Source organism: Streptosporangium roseum DSM 43021, assembly GCF_000024865.1.
In the GTDB taxonomy this organism is placed as follows: domain Bacteria; phylum Actinomycetota; class Actinomycetes; order Streptosporangiales; family Streptosporangiaceae; genus Streptosporangium; species Streptosporangium roseum.
In genome coordinates this window covers 10,028,573-10,052,569 of record NC_013595.1, presented here as the reverse complement: position 1 = coordinate 10,052,569, position 23,997 = coordinate 10,028,573, and the positions used below count along the sequence as shown (strand labels likewise).

16 protein-coding genes are annotated in these 23,997 nt (G+C 71.2%); 7 read left to right on the top strand and 9 right to left on the bottom strand.

Annotation, left to right across the window (positions count from 1 at the left end; all coding sequences use genetic code 11):
- Nucleotides 1–33: 33 nt before the first annotated feature.
- The 4 genes from SROS_RS43970 to SROS_RS43960 all read right to left on the bottom strand — a co-directional run bounded on the left by SROS_RS43970 (nucleotide 34) and on the right by SROS_RS43960 (nucleotide 4,092).
- Complete coding sequence (locus tag SROS_RS43970) at nucleotides 34–831, bottom strand: hypothetical protein (RefSeq protein WP_043654211.1); 798 nt, start codon at nucleotides 829–831, stop codon at nucleotides 34–36.
- Between the two features lie 279 nt (nucleotides 832–1,110).
- Nucleotides 1,111–2,184 carry a DUF2293 domain-containing protein gene (locus SROS_RS43965; protein ID WP_043654208.1) on the bottom strand — a complete coding sequence of 358 codons (1,074 nt, stop codon included), beginning with the start codon at nucleotides 2,182–2,184 and terminating at the stop codon, nucleotides 1,111–1,113.
- A gap of 4 nt (nucleotides 2,185–2,188) precedes the next feature.
- Nucleotides 2,189–2,362, bottom strand: coding sequence for a hypothetical protein (locus tag SROS_RS50540; protein WP_169369509.1), 174 nt, complete (start codon nucleotides 2,360–2,362; stop codon nucleotides 2,189–2,191).
- Nucleotides 2,359–4,092: a pyruvate dehydrogenase gene (locus tag SROS_RS43960; RefSeq protein ID WP_012895453.1), complete on the bottom strand. Its 1,734-nt coding sequence runs from the start codon at nucleotides 4,090–4,092 to the stop codon at nucleotides 2,359–2,361. Before SROS_RS43960 ends, SROS_RS50540 begins: the two co-directional genes overlap by 4 nt.
- A gap of 193 nt (nucleotides 4,093–4,285) precedes the next feature.
- On the opposite strand from SROS_RS43960, the gene SROS_RS43955 reads away from it, so the two are divergent.
- The 7 genes from SROS_RS43955 to SROS_RS43925 all read left to right on the top strand — a co-directional run bounded on the left by SROS_RS43955 (nucleotide 4,286) and on the right by SROS_RS43925 (nucleotide 17,685).
- Nucleotides 4,286–5,092, top strand: coding sequence for a class I SAM-dependent methyltransferase (locus tag SROS_RS43955; protein ID WP_012895452.1), 807 nt, complete (start codon nucleotides 4,286–4,288; stop codon nucleotides 5,090–5,092).
- Nucleotides 5,093–5,239: 147 nt separating this feature from the next.
- Nucleotides 5,240–6,169 carry an SseB family protein gene (locus SROS_RS43950; protein WP_012895451.1) on the top strand — a complete coding sequence of 310 codons (930 nt, stop codon included), beginning with the start codon at nucleotides 5,240–5,242 and terminating at the stop codon, nucleotides 6,167–6,169.
- On the top strand, nucleotides 6,166–6,558 hold the full coding sequence (locus tag SROS_RS51560) for a hypothetical protein (RefSeq protein ID WP_012895450.1): 393 nt from the start codon (nucleotides 6,166–6,168) through the stop codon (nucleotides 6,556–6,558). The genes SROS_RS43950 and SROS_RS51560 overlap by 4 nt, the downstream gene beginning before the upstream one ends.
- Before the next feature lie 229 nt (nucleotides 6,559–6,787).
- The gene (locus tag SROS_RS43940) at nucleotides 6,788–7,192 is read left to right on the top strand and encodes a YbaB/EbfC family nucleoid-associated protein (RefSeq protein WP_012895449.1); all 405 of its coding nucleotides are present in this window, start codon (nucleotides 6,788–6,790) and stop codon (nucleotides 7,190–7,192) included.
- A gap of 6 nt (nucleotides 7,193–7,198) precedes the next feature.
- Nucleotides 7,199–7,540: a hypothetical protein gene (locus SROS_RS43935; RefSeq protein WP_012895448.1), complete on the top strand. Its 342-nt coding sequence runs from the start codon at nucleotides 7,199–7,201 to the stop codon at nucleotides 7,538–7,540.
- 115 nt (nucleotides 7,541–7,655) lie between these two features.
- A complete protein-coding gene (locus SROS_RS43930) occupies nucleotides 7,656–17,072 on the top strand; it encodes a LysM peptidoglycan-binding domain-containing protein (protein ID WP_043654204.1) in 9,417 nt (3,138 codons plus the stop codon).
- 88 nt (nucleotides 17,073–17,160) lie between these two features.
- Nucleotides 17,161–17,685 carry a hypothetical protein gene (locus SROS_RS43925; protein ID WP_012895446.1) on the top strand — a complete coding sequence of 175 codons (525 nt, stop codon included), beginning with the start codon at nucleotides 17,161–17,163 and terminating at the stop codon, nucleotides 17,683–17,685.
- Between the two features lie 171 nt (nucleotides 17,686–17,856).
- Here SROS_RS43925 and SROS_RS43920 read toward each other — a convergent pair whose 3' ends face one another.
- From SROS_RS43920 to SROS_RS43900, 5 genes are all read right to left on the bottom strand, one after another.
- On the bottom strand, nucleotides 17,857–19,260 hold the full coding sequence (locus tag SROS_RS43920; RefSeq protein WP_012895445.1) for a cellulose binding domain-containing protein: 1,404 nt from the start codon (nucleotides 19,258–19,260) through the stop codon (nucleotides 17,857–17,859).
- Between the two features lie 84 nt (nucleotides 19,261–19,344).
- Entirely contained in the window at nucleotides 19,345–20,613 is a 1,269-nt protein-coding gene (locus SROS_RS43915) for a beta-N-acetylhexosaminidase (RefSeq protein WP_012895444.1), read from the bottom strand.
- Between the two features lie 80 nt (nucleotides 20,614–20,693).
- Nucleotides 20,694–21,539 (bottom strand): carbohydrate ABC transporter permease, encoded by an 846-nt coding sequence (locus SROS_RS43910; RefSeq protein ID WP_012895443.1) that lies wholly within the window; start codon nucleotides 21,537–21,539, stop codon nucleotides 20,694–20,696.
- On the bottom strand, nucleotides 21,536–22,516 hold the full coding sequence (locus tag SROS_RS43905; RefSeq protein ID WP_012895442.1) for a carbohydrate ABC transporter permease: 981 nt from the start codon (nucleotides 22,514–22,516) through the stop codon (nucleotides 21,536–21,538). Before SROS_RS43905 ends, SROS_RS43910 begins: the two co-directional genes overlap by 4 nt.
- 127 nt (nucleotides 22,517–22,643) lie before the next feature.
- Nucleotides 22,644–23,912 carry an extracellular solute-binding protein gene (locus SROS_RS43900; protein WP_012895441.1) on the bottom strand — a complete coding sequence of 423 codons (1,269 nt, stop codon included), beginning with the start codon at nucleotides 23,910–23,912 and terminating at the stop codon, nucleotides 22,644–22,646.
- Nucleotides 23,913–23,997: the final 85 nt, after the last annotated feature.

Sequence of the window (23,997 nt, the reverse complement as noted above, 5' to 3'; positions counted from 1 at the left end):
TGCCGGCGACCTTCGCGGTCCCGGCCGGCGGCTCTACTTGTCGGACAGCCTGCGGCCCTTGTACATCGGGTGCCTGGTCTCCCAGTACCTCCAGCCCTCCACCCGCGCGGGGACGCTCGCGATCCCGGTGACGACCCTGTGCGTGCTGCAGTCGGTGAGCTGGCGCCACTGGGAGAAGCCGATCCGGTAGCCGAAGACGCGGTACCACATGTTGCCGTACATGCCGTCGCTGATCTCCTGCGTGTACTCGTGCCCGGCCTCGATGATGAGCTCCTCGGCGAGCAGGGGGTTCACGTTGTTGCGCAGCCGGCGGATCAGGTTTTTCGTGTCCACGGCGTCGGTGGCGTTCGTGTCGGCGGTGGTCGTGCCGGCGGCGTCCGGGGCGGGGGTGGTGGTGGTGCTCCTGCTCCTGCTCCTGGCCCTGTCCCTGTTGATCTCGGAGCCCTTCTCCCTTTCGATCTCGACCTCGAAGTAGACGCGGTGCTGCCGCCTGACCGTCGCCGTCATCGAGCCGCCGGGGCCGTCGATGAAGTGGGTGCGGGGGATGAAGAAGTTCCTGGGCTCGAAGTCGTGGAACCTGAAGAAGTTCCTGGGCGAGCACTTCCTGTCGGCCTCATCCCTGATCGAGTGATTAAAGGGGACCGGAGGGGGACTGGGGGTGGAGGGGCGGGTCGTGGCGGCGGCCAGGCTCCCCTGGGACGGTGAGGTGACGGCGGAGGCGGAGACGGTGGCGGTGAGAGCGATGGAGAGCGATCCGGCCAGGGTCAACGCCATCGCCCCCTTGGACGGACGGCGCCTGTTCGGCCGGGTGTGCGCGGCCGTGGCGTTCATTCGGGGATTGGGCGTGAACATGGAGATACCGTTCCTTTCGGAACGCGGCCCGCGGCCGCGACTAACTCGCTGGCCGGAATGCGGCCCATACTCGCCCGTTGAGTAACTCAACGTGACAGTAAGGATGCTTACAGTCGTGGATGAGGGCCTTGTGATGCCACGCCGCCCCGGAGTCCCCTAAAAAGGGAAAGGGCGGGTGAAAAGGTTTCTATGCCGAGTCGTCCGGCATTCTGCGGTCTGATCTGGCCGGAAACGTCCGGTGTGGCGGCGGAGAGAACCTCACGCCGTTTCTCCACGGGGTCGATCGCGCACGGGGGCTCCGGCAGCCGCGCGCCACCGGTCGAGGACCCGGTCGATGGCCGTCCGGATCCGGTCCCTGGCCTCGGCGCGGGGCACCCCCGCCATCAGCAGCCGGTCGTAGTCGGTGTCGAGGTGCCGCACCGAGGCGACCACCGCCAGCGTGATCGCGTTCGTGTCGAACACCTTGGCGGCGGCGGTACGGCCCACCCGGCCGCTACCCCGCTGGCCGGCGTGCCGGGCGATCTCCTCGGCACGCTCGGGCGGGCAGCCGGGGAACATCCGGGTGATCTCCATGGCCATCCCGGCCTGGAACTCCACGTCCTCGCCGGCCCGCCGCTCCCGGTCCCGCTCGCGGCGGCGCAGCCGTACCTCCTCGTCGGCCAGGCACTGCTCCTCGGCCAGCGCCAGCGCGGCCTCCTCGACGAGGATGCCCCGCCGCTCGTAGCGCTTGCGGCGCGGGTTGAGCCTGACCACGACGGCGGCCAGCCCGCTCTCCTTCTTCGCCCGCCGGCTGAGAGCCGCGTCGCCCGAGGGCAGGAAGACGAGGTGGTCCATGTCCGCGCAGGTCAGGCAGTGCGGCCCGGCGCTCTCCATGATCAGATAAGGGCCGGTGTCACCGCAGCCCGCGCACTGCCAGGCCTGCTGCTCCACCACCACCAGGTCGGGAGCCTTGCTCTGCCGCTCGGCGAGCTGCCGCCGCCGGGCCTCGCTCATGTCCGGCGAGATCCAGTGGACCCGGAAGGCGCTGTCGTCCCCACCGGCGACGAACCGCAGCTCTCCCCGGTCCCGGCCGCCGGACACGTAGGCGGTCTCGCTCGGGGTGAGCCCCTTGGCCAGTGCCCAGCGCCGGAGCGCGGCCACCGCGTCGGCCATCTTGGCGCCGTCGACGGCCGAGAGCTCCTCCAGCGCGGCCACCCGGCCCTGCCGCCACGTGTCCACGTGCCGGGTGTGCAGCCAGCGGATCCCGGTCAGCACGTCGATCGCGGTGACGTATTTCCGCTGCGCGAGCGCGGCCTCCGCCGCCTCCACGATCCGGCGCTCAAGTCTGCTCACCCCATCAGCTTGCCGTACCGGGCGCGCTCACGTACCCGGCGTGCTCGGGCACCGGTACGGCGAGGCGGCACGCCCACGTTCCGGCGACGCTCCCGGCCGTGCTCCCGGCGACGCTCCCGGCCGTGCTCCCGGCGACGCTCCCGGCCGTGAGCACGGGCGCGCTCCCGGCGGCGCTCACGGGCGCGGGATGTTCCGCAGGTTCGCCCTGGCCATGTCGATCATGCGTCCCACCCCGCCGGTCAGCACGACCTTCCCCGCCCCCAGAGCGAACCCCTTGACCTGCTTGGCGGTGATGCGCGGCGGCATGGAGAGCACGTCGGGGTCGGTGACCACGTCCACCAGGTACGGCCCCGGCGCCGCGAAGGCGGTGGCCAGCGCCTCCCGGACCTGCGCGGGCTTCTCCACCCGGACCGACCCCAGCCCGATCGCGGCGGCGATCGCCGCGTAGTCGACGGGCGCGACGTCGGTGCCGAAGTCGGGCAGCCCGTCGACCAGCATCTCCAGCTTCACCATGCCGAGCGAGGAGTTGTTGAACACCACGATCTTGACGGGCAGGTCGTACATCCGGGCGGTGAGGAGCTCGCCCATGAGCATGCCGAGCCCGCCGTCGCCGGAGAGCGAGACGACCTGCCGCCCGCGGCCGGCGAGCTGCGCGCCGATGGCGTGCGGGAGCGCGTTGGCCATGCTCCCGTGCTTGAAGGAGCCGATCACCCTGCGGCGGCCGTTGGGAGTGAGATAGCGCGCCGCCCAGACGTTGCACATGCCGGTGTCAACGGTGAACACCGCGTCGTCGGCGGCGAGCTCGTCCACGACGCTCGCCACGTACTCCGGATGGATCGGTGTGTGGTGCTCGATGTCGCGGGTGTAGGCGTTCACGACGTTGTCCAGCGTCTTCACGTGCTTGGACAGCATCTTGTCGAGGTAGCGCCGGTCCGTCTTCTGCGCGACCTGGGGCAGCACCGCGAGCAGCGTCTCGCGGACGTCGCCGTGCACGGCCAGCTCCAGCGGGGTCCTGCGGCCCAGCTGCGCGGGGTCGTGGTCGATCTGGACCGTCCGCCTGCCCGGCAGGAAGTCGTCGTAGGGGAAGTCGGTGCCGAGCAGCACCACCAGGTCGGCCTCGTGCATGGCCTCGTAACACGCGCCGTAGCCGAGCAGCCCGCTCATCCCCACGTCGTACGGGTTGTCGTACTGGATCCACTCCTTGCCGCGCAGCGCGTGCCCGACCGGGGCCAGCGTGCGGGCGGCCAGTGACATGACCTCCTCGTGCGCGCGGCGCACCCCGGCGCCGCAGAACAGCATCACCTTCTCCGCGCTGTTCAGCGCCGTGGCCAGCTCCGCCACCTGGTCGGAAAGGGGCCGGATCGTGCCCTGCCGGGTGAGGAACTCGTGGGTGCCGGTGCCGCGCGCGGCCGGCAGGTCCGCCACGTCGCCGGGGAGCACCACGACCGCGACGCCGCTGTGGCCGATCGCGTGCTGGACGGCGATGCGCAGCACCCGGGGCATCTGCTCGGCGCTGCTGATCATCTCGCAGTAGCCGCTGCAGTCCACGAACTGGCGGTCCGGGTGGGTCTCCTGGAAGAACCCCGTGCCGATCTGCGCGCTGGAGATGTGCGAGGCAAGGGCGAGCACCGGGGCGCCGCTCCGGTGGGCGTCGTAGAGCCCCTGGACCAGGTGCGTGTTACCGGGTCCGCAGCTCCCCGCGCAGACCGCCAGGCGGCCGGTGATCTGCGCCTCGGCCGCGGCGGCGAACGCCCCCGCCTCCTCGTTGCGCACGTGCACCCACTCGATGCCGCCGGTCTTGCGGATCGCGTCCACGACCGGGTTCAGGCTGTCGCCCACCACCCCGTAGACCCGCTCCACCCCGGCCTGGCGCAACACCTCGACGAACTGCTCCGCAACGGTGCCCATGGTCCCCCCTCGCCTATCGCGTCATCGGGGTACCTCACCGGATTTCGCCGAGTCACTCCCCCGGGAGGGGGCCGATCGGCCGGTGGGAGAGCTCACCACGCCGATCCGTCCGCATGGGCAAAGCCGCCCGCCCCGGGTGGTCAACGCCTAGCATGCGAGGGCAAGATCATACGTTTCTCAGGAAGGGAAGTGCGTGACCGGGCAGAGCTCTGCGATCACGTCCGAATACGTCTTCGACAACGACGGGGCCCACTCCGCCGACCAGCACCGGTATCTGGCCGAACTCCTCGACCCCCTGACCTCCGAACGGCTTGGGCAGACCGGCGTCACCGACGGCTGGAACTGCCTGGAGATCGGAGCGGGGGGCGGCAGCGTGGCCCTGTGGCTGGCCGAGCGGGTGGCACCGACCGGCCGTGTGCTGGCCACCGACATCAAGCCCGGCCTCATCCCCGCCCGTCCCGGGCTCACCGTCGTCAGGCACGACATCGTCGACGACCCGCTGCCTCCGGACGAGTTCGACCTGATCCACGCACGGCTCGTGCTGAGCCATCTGCCGGAGCGGCAGCGGGTGCTGGAGCGTCTGCGCGCCGCGCTGCGGCCGGGGGGCTGGCTCCAGGTCGACGAGATCGACATCAGCAACTGGTCGCCGCTGCTCACCCCCGACCGGGGGGCGCGGGAGCTGTACGAGACCTACATCGCCGCCATGGCCCGGGTGCTGGGCGCCGCCGGCAGCGATCCGACCTGGGGCGCATCCGCCGCGCAGGCGATGAGCGAGGCGGGCCTGGTCGACGTCGACCCCGAGTGCCGGATCGAGGTGTGGGGTCCGGGCTCCGCCGGGATCGGCCTGCTCACCAGCAACAGCCTCCACCTGGAGGAGCGCTTCCTGGAGGCGGGCATGACCAGGACCCAGCTCGGGGACGTCCGGGCGGTCATGGCGGACCCGGGATTCAGGGCGGTCTCGTTCACCGTCCACTCGGTCCTCGCACGCAGGAGCCTGTGACCTGCGAACGTCCGCGAATCCGGCGTCGGACGGCAGGAGTCGCCGGCGGCGTACGGCGTGCGGGCGGCCGGCGCGGCCGGCGCGTCCGCCCGACGTGCAGGATGCCCCGTCCGGCATGACGGCATGTGACGCCTTAGGGTGGTCGCCGTGCAGGAATGGGAGCCGGCGAACACGTTCGAAGAGTATCTGGGGTCGGCGTTCGCGGCCGGTGATCTCGTCCTCTGCCTGAGCATGCTGCGGCATGCGGAATTCGCGCTGCCGATCACTCCGGCCGCCGCGGAGGGTCACGAGCCGGCCGTCTGGCCGGTCGAGGCCGACGACGAGCGGACCTGGCTGCTGGTCTACACCTCGATCGAGGCGATGCGGACCGGGACCGGCGGCGCCGTCCGGCACTGCCGGGTCGTCACGCTGCCCGAGCTGGCGGCCGCCTGGCCTGACCTGCGCTGGGGGCTGGCGGTCAATCCCGGCCTTCCAGTCCATTTCTTCCTGGAGTCCGGCGCGGTGGCCAGGCTCGCGGTGCCGTCGCTGGCCCAGGACCGCGAGGCCGAGCCGGAGTCCGGAGTGGCGATCGTGCAGAAGTTGCTCCGGCCCCGTGACGTCCACGCCTACCTCGCCGACGGCGGGTCCCGGGTCTCCGGTTACTGCCACCACGCTCTGGACGTCGCGCATATCGCGACTCCGACCGTGCTGGTGGACGCGCTGGGGCAGTCCGCCGACGAGATGGTGACCGAGGAGGGGTCCGTCGTCATCCTGCGGTGGTACGCGGTCGGGCCGGACCTCTACCGCACCCCGTACGGCGGCCTCGACGAGGAGACCATGGCCGCGGTGGGCGGGTGGGTGATCGAGGAACCGCCGTTCATCGGCATGGGGCTGGTGCCCAACGTCGACCAGCTGATCCGCGAGTACAAGGTCGACGGGGTCGAGCTGCCGTACGGTGCCGAGATCTGCGAGCTGACCATCGAGGGGGTGGAGCGCAGGCACGCGATGTACAACGGTGATCTCGGGCGGTGGATGCCGATCCAGGACGCGCCGGCCGGTGCTCCCGACCGGGGGCGTGGATCGGAGGGCCACCCGTGACGAGGCGGCACTCCTACCGGGCACGCTGGCGGGGGGCCGAGTATCCCTCCGCCCTCGACCAGCATCCGGACCGGCTGTGGATCAGGCTGCGGAGCCCCGAGCCGGCGGAGGGCTTCGAGGAGCAGGCGCCGGGCTGCTACGTCCGGCCGGTGCCGGCCGAGGACTGCCAGGCGGTCTACTCCGTCACGACGGTCGGCGAGTGGCGCGGCGCGGCGTGCCAGATCTGCGACGAGCGTGACGGCGAGCTGCTCGTCGAGTACATCGGCGGGCTGGTGCCGGTCGCTCTCGGACTCGGGATGGAGCGGGTCGAGCGGGGTGTCTACCGGCGCTGGGTCCCGGGTCACGAGGTGGACGGGGTCCGCGAGAACGTCGTGCTACTGGCCCTGTGACGGCACCCCGGTCACCGAGAAGAATCGGGGGAGAGCATGGCGTTATGTCACAATTTGGCCGGGTAGGCCGATGTGTGATCTTTTGTCCCGATTAGTGGAGAAACTAGCTCTTGCAGAAGATCGTTCGGGAGTGTCAAAATGCCAGGAAGTTAACTACAGGTGTTTCCTGTGTTAAATCGGGGTCGCGTGGTGCTGCTGGGTGAACCCGTCGGCGTTGCGAGGGGGCGGCGTGGAGCAGTTCGAGCCGGTGGACGTGGCGGGCATGCGGGCCTACGCCGACGAGTTGCGGACCACCTTCAAGCGACTGCAGGACGAGGCTCCGGCGCTGCACGAGGAGGCGCGAGCCGTACAGGTGACGGAGAAGTCGCCCGACGGGCTGATATCGGCGACGGTCGGTGCGCGCGGTGACCTCGTCCGGCTCGACATCGACCCGCGCATCTACCGCAAACCGGACGCCCGCCAGCTGGCCGACTCCATCGCGGAGACCATCCACCGCGCCGCGGCCAAGGCCCAGGAACGGGTCATCGAGCTCTTCGAACCGCTGGTCCCCGGCGACCAGATGAAGGCGCACCTGGAGGGAGACCTCCAGGGCGTGCTGGAGCAGATGGCGAACCAGCTGCTCGGGAAGAGGTGACCGGCCATGCCCAACGACTTCGACCGCGTCGACATCGACATCGACCCCGCGGTGGCCGCCGAGCTCAGCCAGTGGGACCGGGTGGCGTCTGACCTCCATGCGATGTGGAAGGAGAAGATAGCCAAGATCCAGCAGCTCAACAACCCCTCGACCTGGGGCGCCGACACCCCGGGTCTGGCGTTCCAGGCGTCGTACTACCAGGGCGGCTCCCTTTTCCAGATGATCATTAATGGCGGCCAGATCATCGCCGATGTCGTCGCGGAGCCGGCACGGATCCGCAAGGCCGTCGCGAACTCCCTCACCACGGACCATGACCAGGGCCTGATGATGAACAACCTTCAAGCTTAGGGAACACGACCAGACGCTGAGCCGCTCTCCTCGCAGCCGGCGGGATGAGGGCGCGTGAGCACGCCGGCCGGCCGGCGTGCGCCCGACGGACGACGGAAGCCAAAACGGGGGCGACGTGAGCGGCAGCACGAGTTCCAGCACGAGTTCCAGCAACACCTCCGTCGTCTCCGGCGGGTATCTCGCCGAGGATCCCGGCGACGGCTTCGCCACCGATGTCACACCCGCGTGGGGCGAGAGCCTGCCGGCCTGGGCCGACACCCTGATCGCGCTGCTCTCCGCCGGCCAGATGTGGCCCGACGGCAGCGAGAGCACGCAGTGGCGGCTGCGGACGCTCTGGCACGAGCTGGCTCAGGGCCTGGACGCCCACGTCGAGGAGGGCGTCCCGGTAATCGACAGGACCCTGCAGAAGTGGGACGCGCCCCCGACGGACAACTCCGTCGCGAATCTCGAATCCCTTTACTCGCCGGACTCGGGCGTCCCCGTCCTGAAGGAGAACGCCTCCGCCTACGCCGCCAAGCTCGGCAACTTCGCACTGGAGACGCAGTACTCCAAGCTCTCGATCAACGTGGCGTTCTGGATCTCGTTGATCGCGATCTCCATCGGGCTCGTCGCCGTCTTCTTCACCGGGGGACTGGCCGCCCGGCTCATCGTGCTCATCGCCAAGAAAACGCGCTGGGACATCGACACGATCCTCCGGCGGCTCGCCGCGGCGGCCGGACGCTCGGCCGGGGCCAGGGCAGTCCTCCCGGCCGCCCAGCGGGTCGCGGCTGCGAGTAACGCTTCCACCCGGACGATCCTCAGCAGTGCCGGCAGGAAAGCCCTCGTGGTGGAGACCGTCGAGGAGAGCACCGAAGAAGGCGTCATCGAAGGAAAGGCCCAGGGTGACCAGATAAAGCTCGGAACCCGGGACAGGTATGACTCGCGGAGAATCATAGACGCGACGATAGGCGGGGCCGTGGGCGGGATCGTCGGCATGAAGGCCGCTCCGGGGGTGTCCAGAATGTTCGGCCGCGGCATGGCCTCCAGGGGATTCCCCGGCCGGACACTTCAGGGCATCACGCAGGCCGGCGTGGTCAACATCATCGCCTCGGCCGCCGGAGGCGTGGTCGTCGGCCTGGGCCACGGCCGGCTCACGCTCCCGACGGGGGAGAGCAGCATCGGCGCGTTCGCCGGCGCCGCCGGCCGGTACGGCTCGCTCAGCCCGTTCAACGGGGCAGTCATCCAGGCCGTCCGTACGCCCGTCACGACGTTCCAGAGCGGCCTCGCCGCCTCCTTCGCCTCCTATGACGCGACCACGGCGGCGAACACCACCAACCTCGCGACCGCGACCACCCCCCCGCCCGATCCCGCCTCCTCGGAGTCGTCCCCAAGCGGCGCATCCCCGGCGGGAACGCCGCCCACCGGAGGCGGCCCGACGGTGGCCGGCGGAGCTCGGAGCACGAACGGCCAGGCGGCGCCCGGGGGACAGGCCGCGCCGGCCAAGTCCGCGCCGGCCGCGGCCACGCAGGGGGCCCCGGCCGGATCGACGTCTGCGGGGCAGACCGCGTCCGGTCCGTCCGCGCAGGGTGGGCAGACGGGGGCGAACCCGTCGGGTCCAGGTACGGCCGCGCAGGGCAGCCAGGGCGGGCCCGCGCAGGGTGGGCAGAGTAGCCAGACCGGGTCCGCGCAGGGTGGTCAGGCCGCGTCCGCGCAGGGTGGTCAGACGGGGTCGAACCCGTCGGGTCCGGGTACGGCCGCGCAGGGCAGCCAGGGCGGGCCCGCGCAGGGTGCGCAGGGCAGCCAGGCCGGGTCCGCGCAGGGTAACCAGACCGGGTCCGCACCTGTCGGGCAGGGCACGCCCGGTCAATCCGCGCCGGCCGCGCCGGATCCGTCGGCGTCGGGTGCGCAGGGAAGCCAGAGCGGGGCCGCGCAGGGTAGCCAGGCTGCGCCTGCGGGGCAGAGCGCGCCCGGTCCGTCCGCGCAGACCGCGTCGGCCGCGCCGGATCCGTCGGGGGCGGGTACGGCCACGCAGGAAAGTCAGACCGGGGCCTCCGGGCAGAGCGCGCCCGGTCCTTCCGCGCAGACAGCGCCGGTGCAGAGCGGAGGGCCCGTTCCGGTCACGGCCACGCAGGGGGCCGCGACCACGCAGAGCGCTCCGGCCACGCAGACCAACACGGCCACGCAGAGCGCTCCGGCCACGCAGGGTGGGCAGAGCACGGCAAGCTCCCCGACCACGACGGAGCTCGCCCAATCGGCGATGGCCGAGGTCATGGACATACTGACACCGGATGCCCAGCTGATGGCGGGCGGCAGCCTCCGGCTGCCCAGGCCGGACGGAAGCACCGTCCATCTCCCCGCCGCCCCCCTCCGCCTCGTGCGGGAACGGCTGGAGACCCGGGCCGCCGACGGTGCCGGCCCGCACCGGCTCCGTGCGGAGGCGGCCGCCTGGCTGGGCATCGAGATCGCCCGTGCCGCAGACAGGCCGCGGCTGGAAGGTGCGATCCAGGCGCTCCACTGGCTGGCCGAGGCGTCTCCCGAGACCGGCGACGCGGCCCTGCGGGTGGCCACGGAAATAGTCATGGACAACCCGACCGGCGTGGACCGCTCCGAGCTGACCGCGCGCGCGGGCCGGTTCGCGGACACGCTGGTCGCCGCCGCGAACGAGCCGGTGAGTACGCCGGTGGACGAGCACGGAGCACTCCGTCCGGGACGACAGGTCGAAACGGCCGAGGAGATCGCCCGGAAGGTCGAGGAGATCAGGGCCGAACTGGCCGGGAAGGCGTCGAAGCCGGCCGGGTCGTCCAGCCTGTCGCGGCCTTCCCGGCTCACCGAGCTGTCCAAGCAGGTGCGGGAGCTGACCGCGTCCTTGTCGGACGCCGAGACCGGCCTGAAGGAACGGGAGAAGGCCAAGAACGACGGCGCGAGGGCGGCCGAGAAGAGCGCCCGCGACACCGTCAAGAAGGTGAAGAAGGCCGAGGAGGCGGAGCGGAAGGGCGAGAAGCTACCGGGAGAGCGTGACCGCAGGGCGCCGGAGCGGCGCCGCCAGGCCCGCGCGGAAGCCCTGCTCAGTCGCGAGGAAGCGGCACGCGACCGGAGGATCGCCCACAGGTACGGCGAGGCCGCCGACCAGGCCAAGGCCGCGCGTGAGGCATTCAAGAGCGCGTCCGACGCGATGAGGCGGCTGGCCGCGGAGTCGCGGCCGGGTCCGGCCGCCGCCTTGGCAGCCGAGGTCGCCGGGCTCGTGCGCGAGGCGAACTCCCGGCTCGCCGAATACCAGGAGGCGCTGAAGAAGGCGCTGCCGCCGAAGGCGGGGCAGGCCGCGGGCTTCCCGGCCGGGGACCTGCCGTACCTGACCGCTCTGACCGAGAGGATCAACAAGACCCTGGCCCGAGAGAAGATCGCCTACAGATTCACCGCCGCCGAACTGGAGGGCAAGCTGCGGGCGGAGTTCCACCAGCTCGTGTCCGGCGATGGAGCGGTCCTGAGGGTGGGGGACGGCCGCGACGCCGAGATCAGGGTCAAGCTGCGACTGAGCGACCTCGTGGAGGTCCTCGCCCCGGAGGTGCTGGCCTCCGAGCTGATGCTCGGCCGTATGCGGCAGGGGAACCAGGCGGTGTCGGTCAGCATCGGCGCCAACACCGGCACGGCGGCGGGCGTCGACGTGCCGGGACTGATCGGAAGCCTGATCAAGATGCTGCCGGAGCACAACGCGCTGCGTACGTCGCTTGAGACGGTGCTGCCCTACGTCTCGCTTGAGGGCGGGGTGAGCCATGGTTCCGGGGAGTCGAACAGCGGCAAGGCCACCTCCTACGTCACGGGCGGCGGGGTCACGGACAACCGGGGCACTTCGACGAAGTTCAGCGCGGACGCCCTGCTGGAGGTCGAGATCCGCACCCCGAAGAAGAAGGGGGAGCAGGGGGAGCAGGGGTGGCGGTCGGCCGGGCGGGTCACCGAGGGCTCCCCCGGCGACGCGACGCACGCCGAGGTGTGGATCTCCCACGCCCACATCGAGCACGGCCCCGAGAAGACCGTCCAGCTCCGCTTCGACCAGGGGAAGACGCCGCCGCTCCCGGAGGCGGTCCAGGTCATCAGCATGACGGGCCTGGAGGAGGCCAACACGAAGCTGCTGGCGGAGCTGGGGCCCGAGCTCGCCGCGATGGGCAGCATGGCCCAGCACGAGATCCGCACCATGGTCGTCGAGGAGCTGCCGAACAACCTGCCGAAGCTGGTCAACAACCCGGACGGGATCCGGCGGACCATCACCGCCGACGGGGGGGCCGTGGTGGAGATCCAGGCCAAGGCGGAGCTCAGATGGATACCGGCGGCGAACGGGCAGGTGGAGCTGGACGCGAGTGCGATGGGGACGCCCAGCACCAAGCAGCTCGGGGAGAAGCTGGGCGTCTCGTTCTCCGAGGTGTCGGGAGGGCGGGGGGACAACCGGTCGTGGAACGCGAACGCCGGGGCGGGCGTCAAGTTCGGCGGCAAGGCGTTCAATCCGGAGATCGGCCCGTTCGACATGGCGGACCACAAGGGGCTGTCGGCGAAGGCCGGCGCCAACGGTTCCTACGGAAGGTCGCGCTCCGGCGGGATGAACGTGGGCGGCACGTCGATCGTGCCGATCGTGGGACGCGAGTCCGGGCACAACCAGGCCGGCACGTTCAAGGTGGTGACCACGTTCACCGTGACGGTCCACGGTGAGAGCAAGCCGCGTGCCCCGATCACCGAGACACTGGACGTGACGGCGCAGATGCCGGAGACGGACGCGTACAACGCGGGGTTCCCGGTCGACGAGGCGATGATCCAGCGCGACATCGACGGTTCCCCGACGTTCCGGGACGACCTGGTGCCCGAGCCGCCGCCCGGCAGGAAGGACGAGCCGGCGTCCTGGCAGGGAGAAGGCCCGCACCAGGTCCGCACGATCGGCATGGGGCACGCGGAGGTGCTGACCGACCTCGCCGACATGCGGCGCAAGACGAAGGAGTATCTGCGCGGGATAGGCATGTCCGACCCGGACGTCATGGCCGACGTGGACGAGCAGCTGTCCGAGCTGCGGCTGGGGACCGACTTCAACCAGCTCGTCAAGGACGGAATCCTCGTCCGCGTCACGGACAAGCGGAGCGGTCGGCGGCCGCAGCAGGCGGTCCTGCGCGTCCGGGTCCCCCGGGAGTGGGGCAACATCGGTTACGTCGGGCACGGGACCGCCAAGACAGTGGTCACGCTGTACATCGGATCCGACACCGGGTCGAGCTCAAGCGGCATGTCGACCTCCGGATCGGGGGGTGTCGCGGCCGGCGCAGAATTCAAGTCGGGTGACGGGGAGAGCAAGTTCTCCGGCGACGGGGGCTACGGCAGGAACGGGGGCCGGAGCTCCGGCGACAACGAGGGCCTCACCACCAACAACGTGCTCCTGGCGGAAGGTCGCACGACTACGGCGGAGAGCAAGGAGACGGCCAGGATCCTGATCGACCACCTGAAGGGTGACGAGACGGTGAGAGTCGCCTCCGAGGATGTGCGGGTGGTGCATCGGATGCCCGCCGGCATGCTCGCCGCAGCCGGCTCCACAGGGCCCTCGGCCACGTTCCAGACCCCCGGGAAACTCCTGGACAGGGCCAGGCCGTGGGCGGTGGACCTGGGCGTCGGCACCGACGTCCTCAACGAGCTCGCCAAGAAGATGGGCATCCCGCGGGACAGCGAGGCCTACTACGCCATCGCCCAGTTCCTGAGCGACTCCAGCCTCCTGTCCCACACCCAGTTCCTGCAGACCCCGTACGACATCGAGTTCGTCGTGGAGTCGGCGGGGGCCCGGCCACGCCGCTGGTCGGTGTCGATCTCCGGCGAGGTGGGCGACTCGCGGCACATCACCACCGGCGAGATGGTGGACGGCGACATCAACCTCACGCTGGGCAGCCACGGCACGTCCTCCGGCAAGCGCAGCGGCGGGGGGCTGAACGGCTCCGTCGGGGGAGGCGTCAGCCAGGCCGAGAACCCCACGACCGGCGGGGGCGCCGGAGGGTCCCGGTCGACGAGCCGTTCCACCTCGACCGGGAGGCTGCCGATCTCGGGACTGGAGACGCTGGGCATCGACGTCGGCGACCAGGCCCTGTTCGCCGCGGGACTGACCACCACCGTCACCGTCACCGAGGTGGGCACGGGAAAGACCGAGACGGTCACGGCGGCCGACGGCACATACATGTACCTGAAGCCCGAACGCGACGTGTTGCACATGTACGCGCGGGGGGAGATGCCGCTGCCGCTGGACGAGGTGGCCGACGCGGTGGAACGGTTCCTGTACGGCCACCTGACGCTCCGGCGGGAGACGCAGGCACTCCTGGTCGAGCGCTACCTCCGGGACATGAAGGCCGCCCGTCTCTCCGGCGCCGAGCTCGGGCTGGCCGCCGAGCACACGCCTAAGGTGCTGTTCGACCGGCTCATGGTGCTGTTCGGCAACCACAACCCCGACATCCCGAAGGAGGGGGGCCTCGGCCGGCGACTGGCCGTCCTGCTGGCCAGCGAACGCCGTCGAGCGGCGACTCCGGACCTGGTGGAGCTCGCGGAATCCGTCCGGAAGAAGCTGGGGCAGTCCCTGCCCACGGAGATCATCCTGCGTTACGGGAAGGACGGCCCGGAGACCGATCTGCACCGCGCGATACTCGACGCCATCGAGGTCTACGCGCCGGGCCTCCTGCGCACGAATCCGGTGCTGCGGCGCGGCCTGTTCAGCGGCTTCGCCGGCCGCAACTGGCTGGGCGGGAAGCTCAGCAACATGCTGAGCAGGGCCGGATTCGTCTATTCCCCGACGGTGCGAGCCGATCTGGGGAACGGCACGATTCCTCCCGTCCGGGTGCAGATGGACTTCGGAGACGGGCCGGTGGAGCTGATCGCCCACCACACCGACCAGGGCATAATCATCCAGCGCTATATCTACAACCAGCTCACCGTGTCCGAGTCGTCCGGCACGACGTACGGGGGCAACCTCGGCGTCAACGGTTCGGTGGGGAGCGCCGACATCAATGTCGGCACGTCGGGCTCGGGAGACGTCAGCTACAGCCACTCCGGCTCCGCCTCCAGGACAAAGCAGCTGACCGAGCTGCAGCGGATCTTCAACTTCGGTGTGGACGAGGTCCGCCACGCCCTCAACGCCACCATCACGGTCGGGGACGAGAACGGCGCCCGCCCGCCCGTCGTGGTCAAGCTGGAAGGGCAGATGACCCGGCTGGTGGCGTCGGATCTGGTGCAGCCGGAGCAGTCGCAACGGGTCCCCGACCCCCGGCCGGTGAAGCTGCCGAAGTTCTTCATGGTGGACGGAGTGGAGGTCGACGGGCTGCCGGAGGCCGTCCAGGCAGTACTGGCCGACGACAGGCTGCTCGGGAAGGAGGGGGCCCGGGAGGTGCTGGAGACGCTGGAGCGCGACCTGTCGCAGATGCGCCAGGCCGCCAGCTTCCGGCAGATGCTCACGCCTGAGGGGTCCATGACGATCCGCTTCACCGACCCGAGGAAGCCGGGCAAGGTGGTGGAGCTGACCCTGCGGGTCCGGCCGCAGGACATGCACGTCACCGTCACCGGCCGCAAGAACACCGAGATCGGCTGGGTGAACCGGATCCAGCACATCAGCGAGCGGGTCGTCATCTGGAGCCGGAAGCTCTCCATCGGCAAGGTCTCGCGGTTCTTCGGGCTGAGCAGGTCGAAGTCCAAGGGGTGGTCGATCTCCGTGCAGTCCTCGGTCAGCGGCGGGAACCGCACCGAGATCAGCGTCTTCCAGAAGGGCACCGCCGCCAGCGTCGAGGTGCCGGTGGTGTTCGACGTCACGGCCGAGGTGACGACCGTGAAGCGCGGCAGGGTCGAGACCGGCCTGCGGATCGAGGCGCGGGACGCCGCGACCGGCCAGGCCGACATCACCATGTTCGAGCGCGACCTGCGGCAGACCGAAGCCGGGCGCGGCGCCGAAGGCCGGCGACGGTGGGGCTGGAACCTCGGCGATCCGGCGGTCACCCGCACCACAGGCACCACCGAGCGCCCCGGCTGGCGGGCGCGGTGGCGGAGCGGGCCGCCGGCGGCGACCGCCCCCTCGCTCGACCTGGACACGCTGACCACCCAGGCGACGGACGCCGCGACGGCCGAGGGGAAGGCCGGAGTCGGCATCACTCCCGACGTCCTGCACCGGAAGATCGTCGAGACGGCACGGGAGAGCCTGGCCGGCCGCTGGACGCCCGGCACGCCGATCCCGATCACCGCCACGGCGAGCGCCCCGGGACAGATGGGCCCGGTGACCCAGGCCCGGCTGCTGGCACGCGGACTGCGCACCGACGTCCTCATCGAGCTGCGCGAGCCCGACGGCACCGTGCACCGTTACCGCGCCACCCCCAAGGGCAAGCTGTACAGCGAGGTGCCCGACGGCGGGTTCGCCTCGGCGTTCGCCACGCTCCATCCCGACCTGGTGACCCTCGCCGACCAGGCCGGTGTGAACCTGCGCGTGCTGCACAACGGCTCGCCGGAGGAGGGAGACTTCGCCGGGCGGGTCCGCGAGGCGCTGACCGCCACCGCGCCCGCCGCTCCGTCCACTGCGCCCGCCGCCGCTCCGTCCGCTCCGTCCACCGCGCCCGCCGCCGTGCCGCAGAGCCCCGCCGGCCCGGCGGCGCCGCAGCAGCCGAGCACGGCACGGCCGAGCGGCAGCACCTTCCAGCCGGGCGCCACGGGCTCGGTGCCGGCGCGGGCGGCGTCCGCGCCGCGCCAGGGCGTGATCCGCCGCTTCCTGCTGGCACCCCTGACCGGCACGAGCAGCGAGTACGTGTCGGCACGGTACAACGAGTACCGGCATCTGGCGGAGCGGTGGCAGAAGGCGGACACGGCCATCCGCTCCTTGGAGCAACAGCTCAGTGCCCCGGGGCAGGGGCGCACCGCTTTGGAGGAGCAGCTCGACGCCCTGGCGAAACGGCGCGACGCCTTGGCGCAGCAGCTCAACGAGGTGGCGGAGGACCTGCGCGAGCGCGGTCAGGTCCCGCCGGTGCCGCCGTGGGAGGCCGGGCCGCAGACGGGGCCGGGTGGCGCGCTGGCGAGCCTCCTCAACCGGTCCGACGGCGAGACCCTCCCGCCCAGCCACTGGGAATCCCAGTTCTGGGACCGGATGCGCCGGCTCTCCAACACCACCGGCCTGCCGGAGGAGGAAGCGGAGGAGCCGTGCCTCTGCCCGCCCGGCGAGCCGTGCGTCTGCGGGCGGCGACCGCAGGTGCCCGGCCCGCGGTCCGGCACCCCGTCCCCGTCCCCGTCCCCGACTCCGTCTCCGGCTTCGCCGTCCCCGTCGCCCTCCCCGAGCGGCGACTCGCCGTCGGCGAAGCCGTCACAGCCGGAGAAGGCGGAGAACTCGCTGTCCGCGGACGGCCATACCGTCACCACCGGCCCGGACAGCACGCTGTGGGAGATCGCCGAGGAAGCCTATGGCGACGGCCGCTACTGGAAGGACATCTGGGAGCGCAACCGGGAGAAGATCGGGTCTGACCCCGGGGCCCTGCCGGTCGACCTGGAGCTGGTCGTCCCGGACCGCCCGAAGTCGCGGTGATCGACCTCGCGGCCCGTCCGCGCCCGGTCGCGGGCGGGCCCGTCCAGTTCGGCGCCGGCGGGAGAGCCGGCCGGGAGAGGGGATTGCGATGCCGTTTCCGGTGACGCGCAGCGGGGACGAGGCGCATCTCTACCTCGACCTGCACCCGTGCTCGTGCGGTTCGGCCGGTACGGCCTGGGAGAGCGCGCCGGGGAGCGTCGACGGGGAGCCGGTCGCCCGTTACTCCGGCACGTGCCCGGACTGCGACGCGGAGCGGGAGTTCCTGTTCGGCCTGCCGGAACGCGAGGTGCCGGCCGTACGGTTCCCCACGTTCGGCGGCCCGGAGCCGTCGCAGTTGCTGGATGCCGGGGAGTGGATGTGGGTGGCCGACCTGACGGCGGGCAACGTTCCGGCCGACGAGCCGCGCGAGGCGGAGCAGGCGCTGACGATCGCGACGGCGGCGGTCGAGGAAGTGATCAAGTTCATCCCCCCGGGGGAGGACGAGGTGCCCGAGCGCGCGTTCTGGTCCGACCGCGGGCGGCGCGTGCGCGGCGCCGAGCCGTCTCGGTTCGTCCTCGACCGGTTGCTGGTCGTCCGGAACACCTACCGGGACGCCGCCGCCGCCATCCGGTAGCGGACCGGGCCGTTCTCCGGAGACCGCCATCCGGTAGCGGACCCGGCGGCGCTCCCGGCCGTCCTCGGAGACCGCCACCGGTCACGCCCCTGACGACGGACCGCCGCCGCCCCGCCTCGGACGCCGTACGGCCCGCGCCCGTGACGCGCGGGCCGTACGGCGGGCGGGTGTTCAGGGACTGGGAACGGTGTCCACCCAGGCGGTCGAGGCAAACCGGTAGCCGGTGACCCGGTTCAGCACCTCGGCGGGGGCGACGACCTCGTTCTTGGAGTGGTAGAACCAGTCGACCTGCTGGACGTAGCCGCGCTGGGCCGAGCTGCCGACCAGGCCGCCGCTGATGAACCAGAGGTTGAAGTTGACCGACTGCGCTGTCTCCGGATAGTAGACGCCGCCGTGCTCGGCGAAGAGGGCGCCGTCGATGTAGTACCTGATCCGGCCGCCGGAGACCTGCAGGACCAGGTCGTGCCAGCCCGCGTAGCTCTGCCGGACCTCGTTGTGGACGTTCACCGCCTCCCAGGGCTCGTTGCGGTAGGTCTCCCACGACGTGGCGTACATGATGTTGCCGGGCTCGCCCCAGCCGCCGTTGGGCAGATACTCGAAGTCCTGCTCGCTGTAGTCCGGGTCCATGTCGAAGGCCAGGGGGGTGATCGTGAAGAAGGTCTGCACGATGTGGTCCCCGTCCGGACCGCTCACCGGGGCGTCGGAGAACTTCACCCGGGCCGCGTAGGTGCCTTCGAGGAACTTGCGCTGGTGCAGCACCTCCGACTGCCGGGTGCCCGCCCCGGTGCCGTCGGTGTCGGCCCTGAGCTGCAGTGCCTTGTTCGCGCCGGAGACCGTCGGGAAGGTGACGTTCTCCTTGGGCCAGGTGGCGCCGGGCACGCCGGGGCCGCCGCTGTTGGTCCGCACGGTCCAGTGGTGGGCGGTGAGGGCCGGGTCGTCCGAGGTGCCGTAGGTGAAGTCGTCGAACACCACCCCGCCGCCCCCGGGGTTGGTGGGCGTGACCGTGGGGGTCGGCGACGGGGACGGGTCGCCTCCCGTGGGCGCGGTACCCCAGACGAGGGCGCCGTTCCGGTGGACGGTGACCCTGGTCCAGTCGCCGTAGGTCGTGCGGGCCGGACCGAAGGAGTGGTCGTCGCTCTGCGTGATCCGCTGCCAGTCGGACCGGTGGAAGCGCAGTTGCAGGTCACCGGTCCGCGCCCCGGCCGCCAGGTTCCCGGAGGTGAAGCCCACCTCCAGGTAGCGGTCGGCGGTGGCCGTACCGGGCGCGATCGTGCCGAAGGTCCCGGTGACCGTGGAGCAGGAGACCACCGCCCAGGAGCAGGCGAAGCGGTACTGCGACGCGCCGGGGTCGGCCTTGAAGTAGTAACGGATTCTCACGCCGCTCAGCGGCACGGCCGAGGCGCCGTCGTTGACCAGGTCGAACCAGGGCTCGACCTGGTCGGCGGTCCCTCCGGCGGCGCTCGTCCTGTACTGCAGCCGCAGCGACTGCTGGGCGCTGGCCGGGCCGGCGGCCACACCGATCAGCGTGAGCAGCATGGCGGACACCAGCCCGCCGAGTAACACCTTTGCGCGCACTCTCTTTCCTTTCCTGGTTGCTCCCCGAGACCTGGTTGCCCCTCCGGGATTCACGGACGGGCGGGATTCATGGACGGGCGGGATTCATGGGACGAGCGGGCCGACGCGGACGCCCCGGGCGCTCAGCCGGGCGAGGTGGGCGTCGAGCCGCAGGAGGAAGTCGGGATAGTCGCCGGGCGATCCCCAGGCGACCTCCGCGAAGGCGCACATCCGGGGGAAGGCCATGTACTCGACCTGCTCGGGGGTGGGCATGTATTCGGTCCAGAGCTGGCACTGGACGCCGCGCGCGGCCGGGTCGGGCGCGAAGGCGTAGGTGTCGGCCAGGGTGAGGACGCGTTCCTGGGCGGGCGGGTGGCCCGGGTCGGCCGACGGGCGGTAGTCGAAGTAGGTCCGCGTGTGCGGCGCCAGGATGACGTCGTTGTCTCCCCGGTCGGCCTGCTCGTCCCGCCACACCATGACGGTCGTGCCGGGGGTGGGCTCGCGGTCGGGCTCGTCCCAGCAGACCAGCTCGCGCGAGTGGCTCTCCAGGTGGGAGGCCATCCGGCCGATGAACCAGGCGCACGCGTCCCGCGGTCGCAGCCCCAGCTCCGCCAGCCGCCGCCGCGCCCCGGGGCTGCGCTCCCACTCGGTGACGGGACACTCGTCGCCGCCGACGTGCACGTACCTGCCCGGGAACAGCCCGACGACCTCGTCGAGCACGTCCTGGCAGAAGCGGATCGTGGACTCCTCCAGGTTCAGGACGTGCTCGCTGATCCCCCACTCCGACCAGACCTGCAGGTCCCGGGAGGGATCGTTGCCCAGCAGGGGGTAGGCGGCGACGGCGGCCTGGGCGTGGCCGGGCATCTCGATCTCGGGCACCACGGTGACGAACCGGTCGGCCGCGTAAGCGACGATCTCGCGGATGTCGTCGTGCGTGTAGAACCCGCCGCGCCGCGCGCCCACCTCCGTGAGCCGGGGATGGCGCTTGATCTCCAGCCGCCAGCCCTGGTCGTCGGTCAGGTGCAGGTGCAGGACGTTGAGCTTGTGCTCGGCGAGCAGGTCGATGAGGCGCAGCACGAACGCCTTGGGCATGAAGTGGCGGGCGACGTCGAGCATGACCCCGCGCCAGGCGAACCTCGGCCGGTCCTCGATCGTCCCGTACGGCACCAGCGGCCCGAGCTGGGAGAGGGTCTTCGAACCGTAGAACCGGCCGGCCGGTCCTCCGGCGGTCAGCTCGACGCCCCCGGGGGTGACGTCGAGGCGGTAGCCCTCCTCGCCGAGGGACGGGTCGTCGGGCGCCAGCCGTAGGTCGTCCGGCCGGAACGCGGCGGAGCCCCCGAGGACGGCCTGTTCCTGCGGCCGCGGAATGATCACGTTGTTCTTCCCTTCACGGCGCCCGCCGGGGCGCGCTCTGACGGAGGCGAGAGGACATGGGCGGAACGGGCGGTGCCCGCTCACCCCTTGACGGCGCCGGCGATCATCCCTGAGGTGACCCGGCGCTGCAGGACCAGGAAGACGAGCAGCACCGGGAGCATGAAGAGGGTGGAGGCGGCCATGGTGGCGCCCCAGTCGGTGCCGAAGACGTTGCTGAAGGAGGAGAGCCAGACGGGCAGGGTCCGGTCGTCCTGGTTCTTGATGATCAGCGCGTTGGCGAAGGCGAACTCGTTCCAGGCGGTGATGAAGCCGAACAGCGAGGTGGACATCAGGCCGGGGGCGAGCAGAGGCAGGACCACCCGGCGGAAGGCCGCCGTCCGGCCGCAGCCGTCCATCTGCGCGGCCTCCTCCAGCTCCGCCGGGATCGCGGCGAGGAAGCCGCGCAGGGTCACGATGGTGAACGGCAGCGTGGTCATGAAGTAGACCAGGGTGAGCATCGACAGCCTGTCGAGCATGCCGGTGTCACGGGCGATGATGAACATCGACACCAGCAGCGCCTCCCAGGGCGCCATCTGGGCGATGAAGACCATCAGGATGAACCCCCGCCGCCCCCGCCAGCGCATCCGGGCCACCGCGAACGCGGCGAGCAGCGCGACCGCCAGGGCCAGCAGCACCGCGCCGACGGTGACGGTGAGGCTGTTGCGCCAGAACGTCCAGAAGCCGTCCGCGCTGACCGCGGTCGCGAAGTGCTCCAGGGTGGGGTGGGCGGGCCAGAAGCCCGGGGTCCGCGCCTGGATGTCCCGGGTGGGCTTGAACGCGGTCAGCACCATCCAGTAGACGGGGAAGACCGAGACGGCCAGGACGGTCAGGGCGGCGAGGTTCAGCGGCACGCGGCGCAGCCGGCGGCCGGGCGTCGGGGCGGTCACAGCTGCTCTCCTTCGTGCTTGAGCATCCGCCGGAGATGGGTGATCAGGACGGCGACGAGGATCAGTACGGTCAGGGTGGAGATCGCGGAGCCGAGGTCGTACTTGTGGAGTGACTGCGCGACCTGGAACGCGTAGACGGGCAGGGTGGTGGTCGCCCCTCCCGGGCCGCCCCGGCTGATCGCCCAGATCTGGGCGAAGCACTTGAACACCCAGATCACCTCCAGGGAGGCGATCAGCCCGAACAGCGGCCGCAGGATCGGGAAGGTGACGTCGGCGAAGACCTGCCGCCCGGTCGCCCCGTCGATCCGCGCCGCCTCGTACAGCTCGGCGGGGATCGTGGTCAGGCCCGCGTAGAGGGTGAGCGCGGCGAAGGGCACGGACTGCCAGACGACCAGGGCGACGAGGATGACGAAGGTGGAGGTGCCGTCGGCGAACCAGGTGTAGTCCCGGAACGACTCGAATCCGAGGGTGACCAGCAGCCAGTTGACCACCCCCAGCCGGGACTGGAAGAGCCACTGGAAGATCGTGGTGGCGGCGAGGACCGGGGTCGCCCAGGTGAGCACCAGACCGCTCATCACGGCCAGGCGCATCCTCCGCCGCAGGCGGGTGATCATCAGTGCGACCGCCGTGGAGATCACCATGATCAGGACGACGTTGACGGCCGTCCAGACGAGGGTCCTGCGGACCACGGCCCAGAACTCCGGGCTGCCGAGCACCTCCCGGTAGTTGTCCAGGCCGACGAGCGCCGCCCCGCCCCGGATCAGCTCGCCGGTCCGGAAGTGCTGGAAGGAGATGACGACGCTGCGGATCAGCGGATACAGGAGCAGGTAGGCGGTGCCCGCCAGGGTGGGGGTGATCAGCAGGTACGGCCACAGGGCGGTCGGCCGGCGCGGGCGCGCGCGGAGCCGCGGCGCGGGCACGGGGGCGTCCTGCTCGTGGGCGCGCCGCCGGGTCGGGGTCTGGGAGGCAGCGGGCATGGCACTCCTCGGGTGGGAGCCGGCGGGGACGGGGGTGGGGCGGCGGGAGCGGCCGGGGGACGGGGGACCGGCGCCGATCGGCGGGGGCGGGACGGCCGGTGCGGGCGGTCCGGGCCCGCGCCGGGGGTCAGGACGTGGTGTTCAGGATCTCGGCGATGCTCTGGTCGGCCTTGCCCGCCTCGACGGCGGGGTCGCCGCCGGTGAGCACCTTCGTGAGGTACTCCTTGATCAGGTTCTTGGCCTCGACCGCGGCCCAGTTGGGGGAGTTGGGGGTGGCGTGCCCGTTGGCGGCGCCCGCGGCCATCGCGGCGGCCGCCTCGTCGCCGTCCAGGACGCCCGCGAAGGAGACCCGGTTGGGCACGTAGCGCATCTCCCTGGCCATGTCGGTCTGGAACCTCTCGCCGGTCAGCGCCTTGACGACCTCGTAGGCCGCCTCCTGGTTCTTCGAGGCCTCCGGGATGATCAGGTCGGAGCCGCCGGTGAACACCGCGCCCGGCCGGTCGGCGGACTTGCCGGGGATCGGGAAGAAACCGAGCTTGCCCTTCAGCTCCGGGTTGGCCTTCTCGATGGCGGTCGCGCCGCCGGGCGCGGCGATGAGCTGGGCGACGTCGCCCTTGGCGAAGACGTCGAACTGCGGCGGCCTGGCCTCGTCGGAGTCCTTGGGACCCTCGCCCAGCGCCTGCAAGGACGCGTAGAACCGGACGCCGGCCAGTGCCTGGGGAGTGCCCAGCCCGCCCTTCCAGGTGCCACCCTGGTTGACCGCGAGGTCGCCTCCCTCGTCCCAGATGAACCCCGCGAGGGTGTACCAGTTCTGTCCGGGCAGGTAGATGCCCTGGTCGCCGCCCTTGTCGAGCTTGGCCGTGACCTCCAGCCACTCCTGCCGGGTCCTGGGCGGAGCGGTGATCCCGGCCTTGGCGAACAGGTCCTTGTTGTAGATGACGACGCGGTTGGCGGCGTACCAGGGGATGCCGTACTGGCGTCCGTCGACCTTGCCGGGTTCGGCCAGTCCGGGCAGCCAGTCGCCGCCGCCGAGGTCGGCCACCTTGTCGGTGAGGTCCTTCACCCCGCCGCTGGCGGCGTACTCGGCGACCTGGGTGTTCCCGACCTCGATGACGTCCGGGGCGTCGTTGCTGGCCAGGGCGCTGGTCACCTTCTGGCCGATGCCGTCCCACTCCTGGATCTGGATGTCGAGGGTGGTGCCGGGGTGGGAGGCCCGGAAACCGGTGCGGAAGCGGTCGAGAACCGCGTCGGAGAAGCTGTCCCTCATGATCCACACGGTCAGGCCGGTGGAGCTCCGGCCGGTGCCGGTGGAGGCGGAGGGCTCGGAGGAGCCGCACGCGGTGAGGCAGGCGGCGAGCGTCAGCACTGCCGCGGTGGCATGGAGGCGGTACCCCATCGGTACTCCCAGAGGTCAGTTATTGGTAAGTAATTGGCCTGCTCCGCATAGGGTGGCTCTAACCAGTTGTGCCGTCAAGGCCCCT